This is a genomic window from Paenibacillus sp. oral taxon 786 str. D14 (genome assembly GCF_000159955.1).
GTDB classification, from domain to species: Bacteria; Bacillota; Bacilli; order Paenibacillales; family Paenibacillaceae; genus Fontibacillus; species Fontibacillus phoenicis.
Window position 1 is genome coordinate 106,237 of record NZ_GG695981.1, and the last position, 9,095, is coordinate 115,331.

Here is a 9,095-nt window from a genome sequence, read left to right on the forward strand (position 1 = left end):
AGAAATCTCCTTAATTCTAACAGAATTGTAACCATTCATCAGTGCGAAAAATATGGTAAAAATTTAACGATTTCGTTAATGACCTTGTAACTTTTTGCCATCCTAATTCGTTTATAATGCAAGACGTGAATGTATTGCTAGACAAGGCCAACTAGACCAAGAAATCCAAGAAAAGGAAGTAAAGGAAGAAGAGGAGAAGCACAAATTAGGGAAATGGGAGACCGATACACAATGATGCGATGGCTTCGCAAAAAAGAAAAAGTCGAAGTTCAGCCCGGAGCTGATTCTCCGGTACCGGAAAGTGCGGAGGGGGAGACCGCCGCTGCCGTGGAGAAGACGGCCTTAGCAGAAGCAGATGCCGAGGTTATTGCAGCCCAAGATGTGCACGAGGAGGAGGCAGAGAGGGAGACCGGACCGATTCTGTCGGTCAAAGACGTTCACCGATCATTCCCGGTGGGCGGAGGAGAAATCCAGGTATTGAAGGGAATTGACATGGAAGTGCTTTCAGGCCAGCTGGTGATGCTCAAAGGCCGCTCCGGCTCGGGCAAAACGACGTTGCTCAACATGCTTGGCGGATTGGATCAGCCGACTTCCGGTGAAATCTGGTTCCGCGGCCAGCCGCTTCATGAGCTGAACGACGATAAGCGTACATTGCTGCGCCGGAATCAGATCGGCTTTATTTTCCAAGCCTATGCTTTGCTTCCGCTGCTGTCTGCCTGGGAGAATGTCGAACTGTCGCTGCGTATGGCAGGAGTTCCGCCTCAGGAATGGAAGCCGCGCGTTAAGCATTGCCTGGAGCTCGTCGGGCTCGGGAAACGGATGTTTCACCGCCCGTTCGAATTATCCGGGGGCGAACAGCAGCGGGTGGCCATCGCCAAAGCGATCGCCCATCGCCCAAAGCTGTTGTTGGCGGATGAACCAACGGCCAACCTCGATTCGCAAATGGGAGCACAAGTCATGGCAGTATTCAAGAACATCATACAGACCGAACGCGTGACGATCTGTATGACCACTCACGATCCTACAATCCTGGAGGTAGCGGACCATGTTTACGAAATGGTGGATGGCAGATTTATCGAATAAAAAAGGGGGGATGAGGCTGGTTCGAACGCTTGGGGTATTCGCCCTGTCCCTGACGTTAATTGCGTCCACAGGCTGCGCCTTGCTGCCGGACGAAGAGGCGGAGGAGGACCTGCCGGTGATCACGCCGCCGACAATCTCGAAGAAGCCGGAGTACGAGGTGCGCACGGAGACGATCGAGCTTAGCGTCAGCGCGGTCGGGAAGATCATGAGCCAGCGCGAGGAGCCGTTATTTTTCACAGAGGATAATCTTCACGTGAAGGAAGTGCTGGTAAAGGCGGGCGACAAAGTCAAGAAAGGCGATGCCCTCATTCAGCTGGATGTCGAAGATTTGCAGAAGGAATTGCGGAAGAAGAAGCTGGAGTTCCGCAAGCAGGAAATCTCCATGAAGGAGCTGCTGCGCACGAAGGACGAGAAGGACCCGATCGAATTTGAGGAGGCCGCCATCGTCTTTGAGGAACAGCGCCAAGAGCTGGAGGATTTGGAGAAAACGATCGCCGACGGCACACTCCGTGCGCCGTTCTCCGGAACGATCATTTCCGTCTCCGCCCAGAAAGGCGCCGCTATCAAAGCATATGATACGGTAGCCGTGCTGTCCGACACGTCCTCGTTGGTAGTGGCAGCTCAGTTTGCCAAGGAGGATTTAGCGAAGATTGCCGTTGGCATGAAAGCCAAGGTTGATATTAATGCGATGGGTGTGTTCGATGGTAAAGTGAAGGTGATGCCGGTGGATACCGGATCGTCCGACAACGATAACGGCGGCGGAAGCGGCACCCCTCCAGAGAGAGATACGATCGATAAGTACCTGATCGTGGAACTGGACAAATGGCCGGAGGGGCTTGAACGTGGACGGCCGCTTAGCGTGTCCATTGTAACGGAACGCAAGGAAAACGCAGTGTTAATTCCGATTTCCGCCCTGCGGACGATCGGCTCGCGTACTTACGTCCAGGTTGTAGAGGAAGACGGTTCGAAACGTGAAGCCGATGTTGAGGTAGGTTTGCAAACCTCGACCGACGTGGAAATTGTTAAAGGACTCACGCCGGGGCAGAAAGTAGTGGGTCGTTAATGGGACTTCCTTTATTACGCTTGTTGTTCCGCAAAATGTGGAACACGAAATGGCTGACGTTAAGTACACTCTTGGGCCTCATCGTCGCTGTCTCGTTTACGGTCAGCATTCCGATGTATTCCGACGGTTCGCTGAAGCGGGTCGTTGCGACCACCCTGAAAGCGGAGAGCGAAGGGCTGCCCGCAGGTTCGTTGATCATGAGCTACCAGGCGCCGGGCGGTACCAAGACGGATTTGGGTGCACTATCCGCCGTCAATCAATACATTGTCGACGAGGTGCCGGAGCAAATCGGCTTCCCGTTTGACGCTTACGTGAACACCAGATCCATCCGCAGTACGGAGGTGTTTCCGGAGGATCCAACCAAGGTTGACGCGAGCCGTACGCGGACGATGTCCATCGTGTCCATGAGCGGTTTACAGGATCATGTGACAATATCCGGCGGCCGGTTGTTTTCGGATCAGGGGGATGGCGATACGCTTGAGGCTCTGATGCTGGAGGAAGCGATGTATCGTCAGGATCTGCACGTTGGCGATGTGATGGAGTATCCGGTGTACAGCGGCGTGGATGTGACGCTTAAGGTGAAGATTGTTGGCACCTTCCAGCCGGAGAATGAGAATGATCCGTATTGGTACCAAGGCTTTGAAGGGATGATGAACAGTTTCTACATCTCGGATCAAGCCTTTAATGAAGGACTGCTGAATCGATTGTCGATTCCGCTGCATAGCTCCAGCTGGTATTACGCTTTTGATCTTGGTGAGATCAAGACGAGTCAGCTGTCACCGCTGTCGGATACGCTGGAACGGCTGAACGTGGAGTTATACCAGAAGCTGAAAGATACGAAGGTGGATGTCTCCTTCGGCAGTCTGCTGAACGACTTCCGCAAGCAGAGCCTGCAAATGCAGACGCTGCTGTTTACCCTGGCGGCACCGATGATTGCCATGGTGTTCTATTTCATCGTGATGAACGCTCGTCAGGCGCTCGACAAGCAGCAAAGTGACATCGCTGTTCTGCGCAGCCGCGGTGCTTCTACGAAGCAGATTATTTTCATCTATTTATTTGAGAGCCTGATCCTTGGTGTGGTTGCACTGATTGCAGGCCCTTTGCTCGGCTGGTTTATGTCGAAGAGCATCGGCTCGGCGGACGGCTTCCTGACGTTCGTGAACCGCAAGTCCATTCCGGTAGGATTTAATGCCGACGCCTTGGTGTTGGGGGCGGTGGCGGTTGTGATCGCGATCTTGTCGACGCTGCTGCCGGCGATTTCCTTCGCCCGTTCCTCGATTGTCAAGGCGAAGCAGAAGCAAGCGCGCTCCGATCGGGCGCCCTTTTGGCAACGCTGGTTTATCGATATCGTCTTGATGGTGATTTCGGGTTATGGGTACTACCTGTTTAATGAGCGGCAGATGCTGACGTTCCAGACGGGGATGACGACGGATGAGCTGCAGGTTCAACCGTTCCTGTTCTTCGTACCGGCGCTGGCGATTTTCTCCATCGGACTGTTTTTCCTGCGGGTGTTCCCGTGGTTATTGAAGCTGATCGGCTGGATCGGCAAAAAGTGGTTGCCGGTTCCTTACTATCTAAGTTTGACGCAACTGTCCAGGTCGTCTTCTTCCTATTATCCGCTGATGATTCTGCTCGTTCTGACGCTGGGGCTTGGTGTATATAACGCTTCAGCTGCTCGGACGATCGATCTGAATTCGACGGAGCGGACGCTCTATAAATATGGAGCGGATGTGATTATGCGAACAGTATGGGAAGGCACGCCGGAAATCACCCGTCCTTCACAAGGAGGCTCCGGCCAAGGTCAAGGCGGCGGCTCGGGAGCTCCGGGCGGCGGCGGGAACCCGGGTGGAGTACCTGGCGGCGGTCCGGGCGGCGGCGGGCAAAATCCACCCCCGTCCAAACTGATCTATTCCGAGCCCCCGTTTGAGATCTTTCGGAGGCTGGATGGCGTCGAGCATGCGGCACGTGTGCTCCAAACGAAGGGGAACATCATCATCTCCGGCCGTTCGGCAGGCCAAGGGAATGTAATGGGGATCGACAATGTCGATTTCGCCAAAGTGGCCTGGTTCCGGAACGACCTGTTCCCCACGCATCCCTACAATTATTTGAACTTTCTCGGGATGAATGAAAGTGCAGCTTTAGTCCCGTCGAACTTGGCGGAGAAATACAAGCTGAAGCCGGGAGACGTGTTCACGGTCGCCTTGGGTGAGCAAGCGGTGGAATTTGCCGTATACGGGATTATCCCGTATTGGCCAAGTCAATATCCGGATCAAACGCCGTTTATCATTGCGAATTTGGACTATATCTACGATCAAGTTCCGCTTATTCCTTATGAAGTCTGGCTGAAGATGAAGCCGGGGGCCAAAGTCGCCCCGCTGATTCCGAAGCTGGCGGAGGAAGGAATTGAGCTTTATTCGGTTGATGATGTCCGCAGTGAATTGGCGGCCCAAAGCAAGCACCCAACCCGGGGAGGCGTATTTGGAATCTTAAGCCTCGGCTTCCTCGTCTCGGTCATCGTTTCGTTGATCGGGTACGTGTTGTACTGGTTTTTCAACTTATCGGGCCGGGTCGTCCAGTTCGGGATTTTGCGGGCGATGGGCTTATCCCGCAAGCAGCTGACGTTTATGCTGCTGGCCGAACAGATCTTGACAGCAGGCTTATCCATCGTGCTCGGGATCGTGATCGGGAAGATTGCCGGCAAGCTATACTTGCCGTTCCTGCAAACTGCGGATAATGTCACAACGCAAGTTCCGCCGTTCCGAATCGTATTCGATAACCAAGACACGCTTCAGCTTTATGTCGTTGTGTTCGTGATGCTCCTGATGGGAGCCGGCCTGCTACTCTGGCAAATCCGGCGCCTGCGCGTGCATCAGGCGGTAAAAATGGGAGAGGAGCGCTAAGAGATGATTCATTGCGAAGGACTCGTCAAGATTTTCAAATCCGAAGATATCGAAGTTGTGGCGCTCCAAGGCTTAAACTTAACCGTTGAACAAGGCGAGATGATGGCGATCATCGGCAACAGCGGCAGCGGCAAATCAACGCTGCTGAATATTCTGGGCGGGCTGGATCGCCCGTCAGCTGGTCAGGTTACCGTTGGAGGCTGGGATCTGCTGAAGATCCGCGATGACCAGCTGGTGGAATATAAACGCAACACCGTTGGCTTTGTTTGGCAGAACAACGCCCGCAACCTGCTGCCCTATTTAACCGCGCTGGAGAACGTGGAGATGCCGATGCTGCTCACCGGTAAGCTGGACCGGGCTTATGCAAAAGAGCTGCTGGAGCGGGTTGGCTTAAGGGACCGGATGCATAACAAGCTGCATCAACTCTCCGGCGGGGAGCAGCAGCGGGTTGCGATCGCAATCTCTTTGTCGAATCGACCGAAGCTCCTGCTGGCTGACGAACCAACGGGGTCGGTAGACACGGCCACCTCTGATCAGATCATGCAGATCTTTCGGCAAGTGAACCGGGAGCTCGGCATCACGGTCGTGATCGTCACGCACGATTTGAACCTGGCCGGGAAGGTGGACCGCGTGGTCGCCATCCGCGACGGCTTAACGAGCACCGAATTCCTGAAGCGTAATCCGAATCTGGATTTGGCGGCAGCAGAGCTAGGCGGGGGATTGCAGGAGGTTCACGAAGCCTTTGTTGTGGTTGACCGCGTCGGACGCTTACAGGTTCCGAAGGAATATCTGGAATCCGTCGGGATCAACGGACGGGCGAGCATGGAGTTTGACGGAGAGAAAATCATTATTACAGCACCTAAATCATTGGAGGGGGATCCATCATGAGGTTCAAGAAATTATTGTCCGTATCGCTGGCTGCCACGCTGGCGCTTGGCCTGTTGGCTGGCTGTAACGGCAGCAAAGCGGCAGACCCTGAGCAGGAGAAAGTGCTGCGCATCGGCGTGCTTTACGGGGGATATGACGATTCTTATTTCCGCCAGCAGTATACCGATGTGTATGAGTTCACGCACAATGTTCGCATCGAGGTTGTACCGGCCATCGACCAAAGTCAATACCGTTACCAGGACTACTCACAGCCATATGTTCAGCCGGACTACCTGGAAAGCATGAAGAAAATTATGACCGGCAGCAATCCGGTGGATGTCGTGGTAACCGATACTTCCGTATTGAATCAGCTGATCAAGGAAAATATGGTCAAACAACTTGATCCGATGATTCAGGAGGATAAGTTCGATACGTCAGACTTCGTACCGGCAGTCATTGACGGGATCAAGGATCTTGGAGAAGGCAGCCTGTACGCGTTAACTCCTTCGTTCTCCTCCTCCGCCTTGTTCTATAACAAGAAGCTCTTTACGGATGCTGGGGTAGAACCGCCTACCGATAATATGACCTGGGACGATATCTTCAATTTGGCTCGCCGTGTGGCGAAAGGGGAAGGGAAAGACCGGGTTTACGGTTTCGCGTTTAGCCGGTACCTCGGAAGCGATCCGTTCTGGGATATGCAGAGCAACTATGTCAACTCGCTGCAGCTCAAAACCTTTGATGATAAAGCGGAAACGATGACGGTCAATACCCCGCAATGGACGAAGGTATGGGAAACCATCAGCAAGCTGGCGAAGGATAAAATCATTCCGGACAGTAACAGCGGGATGATGGACGGCGAGTGGAACCCTGTAACCAGCGACCTGTTCCTCTCCGGTAAAGTAGCTATGGCGATCGGTGAGAACTACTATGTAAATGAAATTACGGACGCCAACAACAACGCTTCGAAAATTAAAAACTTTACCCCTGTAGATTGGGACGTCGTAACCGTTCCGGTCCATCCTGAAAAGCCGGGTGTCGGGGGAAGTATTTGGTTGAGCAATACGTTTGCGATCAACAGTGCCGCTCCAAATGCCGAAACCGCTTGGGACTTCATTAAATTCATTAACGGTGAGGATTGGGCAAAACTTAAATCACGGAGCAACTCCTATGAAATGCTGGCCCGCAAATCGTACATCCAACCGAAAATGGGCTTGGACTACAATATTCAAGCGTTCTATTTGCTGAAGCCGACGCCGCCAACGGATCCGAAGCAAGATAAGCTGATGAGCGAAAAACCAGGGCTTTACAGCGTGACCGACAGCGGACGTAAGTTCTTCCAAGAGGTACTGGAGAACAAGAAAACGCCGGCGGAAGCGCTCAAGGAATGGGAAGAGAAGGGCAACAAGATGCTGCAGGAGATTAAAAACAATCCAAAAACCCAATTCCAGGAGGATGGTACGCCATTTGTTCCTGAGGAAGGGGCTGCAGCAGGAGGAGCCGTATATAAAGGATAAATCGCGGTTTGCATTGAGCACAAAAAATTACCAAATATATATAAGCCCGCCGGACGAAATCCGGCGGCTTTTTTTGTTAAGGTTGGGCATTCTATAGACATGAACAATTTGCTCTAATTTACGAAAGGATGGACGAAACAGTCATGCGTTGGGTATACTTCAATAAATTGTATCGAACGAAATTCCAAGCGGGATGTCTCGCCCGACGGTTGGAGCAAGACGGTTGGATTTACGGTTTTGATGATATGCGGCAAATCGAAATTTTCCGCTCGCGCAAAGGCAAATATGGCGTGCGATTTATTCCATAATCTTAGGCTTGACGTGCCCTGCGAGAATCGTGTATATTATTGATTGTCGCCAATTTATTGACGCGGGGTGGAGCAGCCCGGTAGCTCGTCGGGCTCATAACCCGAAGGCCGCAGGTTCAAATCCTGCCCCCGCAATCCCAAGTTCTCCCGGGCCCTTAGCTCAGTTGGTTAGAGCGGTCGGCTCATAACCGATTGGTCACAGGTTCGAGTCCTGTAGGGCCCATAAGTGCGAAACCCCTTGCCGCGCAAGGGGTTTTTGCTTTGTTTGGTATTGATAGAGTTGTCCGATAATCGATCTGTTGATTTGGGGGTTAGTCGGCCTCGATCATGTAATTTGAAAAGTGGTGGGAGCGAATACTTAGAGAAATGAATCTTGATGATTTTAAATTCCTGTATTCCATTTTTGACAATAATCAAAGTAATTTTTCGGTGATGGCTAAAGAAGCCTTGGATGCTCGTAGAATTGAGTTAGAAGGACGGTGAAACGAAATGTTAAAAAGCACTTGTGCTGCTCCATTTTCGTATCACATGTAATTGAGGTATATGATACGATATGTTAAGATAAAAATAGAAATAGGAGCCGGTGCCAGCCGACTCCCTGTACAACACTTGGGTGGGAAACCTCCAGAACAAGCTGAAAATAACCCGTTCCCTCGGCGCTAACCTGGGCGGGTTATTTTCGTTTATTCAGATAGGTGACTAGTGCGAGAAGAAACATCCCGAGCATAATCACTTCTGATAACGAAAAATTCATTGGCATCACCTCCGATCCGGAGGCGATACTTCCCACCCAAGTTCAGTTGTACAAGCCATATTATACCATGAGTCTGCGAACCCCGCAGGCTCTTTTATTACGGCTTTAGCCAGTTGAGTACGCGAAGCGTGCGAAACAAAAAACCACCCGCTATGCGGGTGGAGGGAACAAAGGTTTGACCAACAAGACCATTCCCATAAAATTGAGATGTTCAGGCTCAAATCAAGAAAGGAATAGTCTTAGATGGCAAACAAGAGCTATAGTTTAGCTCACACGAAGTGGATGTGCAAATAACATTTCGTGTTCACCCCGAAGTATAGACGGAAAGAGATCTATAATCAAGTGAGGAAAGATTTGATCGAAATATAGCAAACCACCCGTCCAACGGGTGGTTATGATTCAATTAAAATCAAGGTTTCGAAGATTCCTATTGAGCGTTTTATAGTAGGCAATTTTTTTGCGAATAAACGAGACTTTTCCAAGGGTAATAAGATTCAAGCCTCTCCAAATCATGAGGTGAAAAAAAGCTTGCCCAAGCTCTTTGCCGTCATGGACAATCTTTGGTCGCTGAATGATAGAACTTCCTCCTCCTGTGCGCGAACATTA

Annotated in this window: 6 protein-coding genes, 2 tRNA genes and 1 pseudogene; all 9 read left to right on the forward strand. The window is 51.6% G+C overall.

What is annotated here, in order from left to right:
• Positions 1–231: 231 nt before the first annotated feature.
• The gene (locus tag POTG_RS14780) at positions 232–1,083 is read left to right on the forward strand and encodes an ABC transporter ATP-binding protein (protein ID WP_009225638.1); all 852 of its coding nucleotides are present in this window, start codon (positions 232–234) and stop codon (positions 1,081–1,083) included.
• Positions 1,046–2,146: an efflux RND transporter periplasmic adaptor subunit gene (locus POTG_RS14785; protein WP_009225639.1), complete on the forward strand. Its 1,101-nt coding sequence runs from the start codon at positions 1,046–1,048 to the stop codon at positions 2,144–2,146. The genes POTG_RS14780 and POTG_RS14785 overlap by 38 nt, the downstream gene beginning before the upstream one ends.
• On the forward strand, positions 2,146–5,046 hold the full coding sequence (locus POTG_RS14790) for an ABC transporter permease (protein WP_009225640.1): 2,901 nt from the start codon (positions 2,146–2,148) through the stop codon (positions 5,044–5,046). Before POTG_RS14785 ends, POTG_RS14790 begins: the two co-directional genes overlap by 1 nt.
• A 3-nt stretch (positions 5,047–5,049) precedes the next feature.
• Entirely contained in the window at positions 5,050–5,934 is an 885-nt protein-coding gene (locus POTG_RS14795; protein WP_009225641.1) for an ABC transporter ATP-binding protein, read from the forward strand.
• Complete coding sequence (locus tag POTG_RS14800) at positions 5,931–7,427, forward strand: ABC transporter substrate-binding protein (protein WP_009225642.1); 1,497 nt, start codon at positions 5,931–5,933, stop codon at positions 7,425–7,427. Before POTG_RS14795 ends, POTG_RS14800 begins: the two co-directional genes overlap by 4 nt.
• Positions 7,428–7,570: 143 nt before the next feature.
• Complete coding sequence (locus POTG_RS23965; protein ID WP_009225643.1) at positions 7,571–7,735, forward strand: hypothetical protein; 165 nt, start codon at positions 7,571–7,573, stop codon at positions 7,733–7,735.
• A gap of 61 nt (positions 7,736–7,796) precedes the next feature.
• A tRNA-Met gene (locus POTG_RS14805) sits at positions 7,797–7,870 on the forward strand.
• Between the two features lie 14 nt (positions 7,871–7,884).
• A tRNA-Ile gene (locus POTG_RS14810) sits at positions 7,885–7,958 on the forward strand.
• Between the two features lie 774 nt (positions 7,959–8,732).
• Positions 8,733–8,846: pseudogene (locus POTG_RS23275) on the forward strand (IS200/IS605 family transposase); the annotation flags it as partial.
• Between the last annotated feature and the right edge of the window lie 249 nt (positions 8,847–9,095).

Coding starts and splice junctions, on each gene's coding strand:
- POTG_RS14780 (WP_009225638.1), top strand. CDS start 232: ATGATGCGATGGCTTCGCAAAAAAGAAAAAGTCGAAGTTCAGCCCGGA.
- POTG_RS14785 (WP_009225639.1), top strand. CDS start 1,046: ATGTTTACGAAATGGTGGATGGCAGATTTATCGAATAAAAAAGGGGGG.
- POTG_RS14790 (WP_009225640.1), top strand. CDS start 2,146: ATGGGACTTCCTTTATTACGCTTGTTGTTCCGCAAAATGTGGAACACG.
- POTG_RS14795 (WP_009225641.1), top strand. CDS start 5,050: ATGATTCATTGCGAAGGACTCGTCAAGATTTTCAAATCCGAAGATATC.
- POTG_RS14800 (WP_009225642.1), top strand. CDS start 5,931: ATGAGGTTCAAGAAATTATTGTCCGTATCGCTGGCTGCCACGCTGGCG.
- POTG_RS23965 (WP_009225643.1), top strand. CDS start 7,571: ATGCGTTGGGTATACTTCAATAAATTGTATCGAACGAAATTCCAAGCG.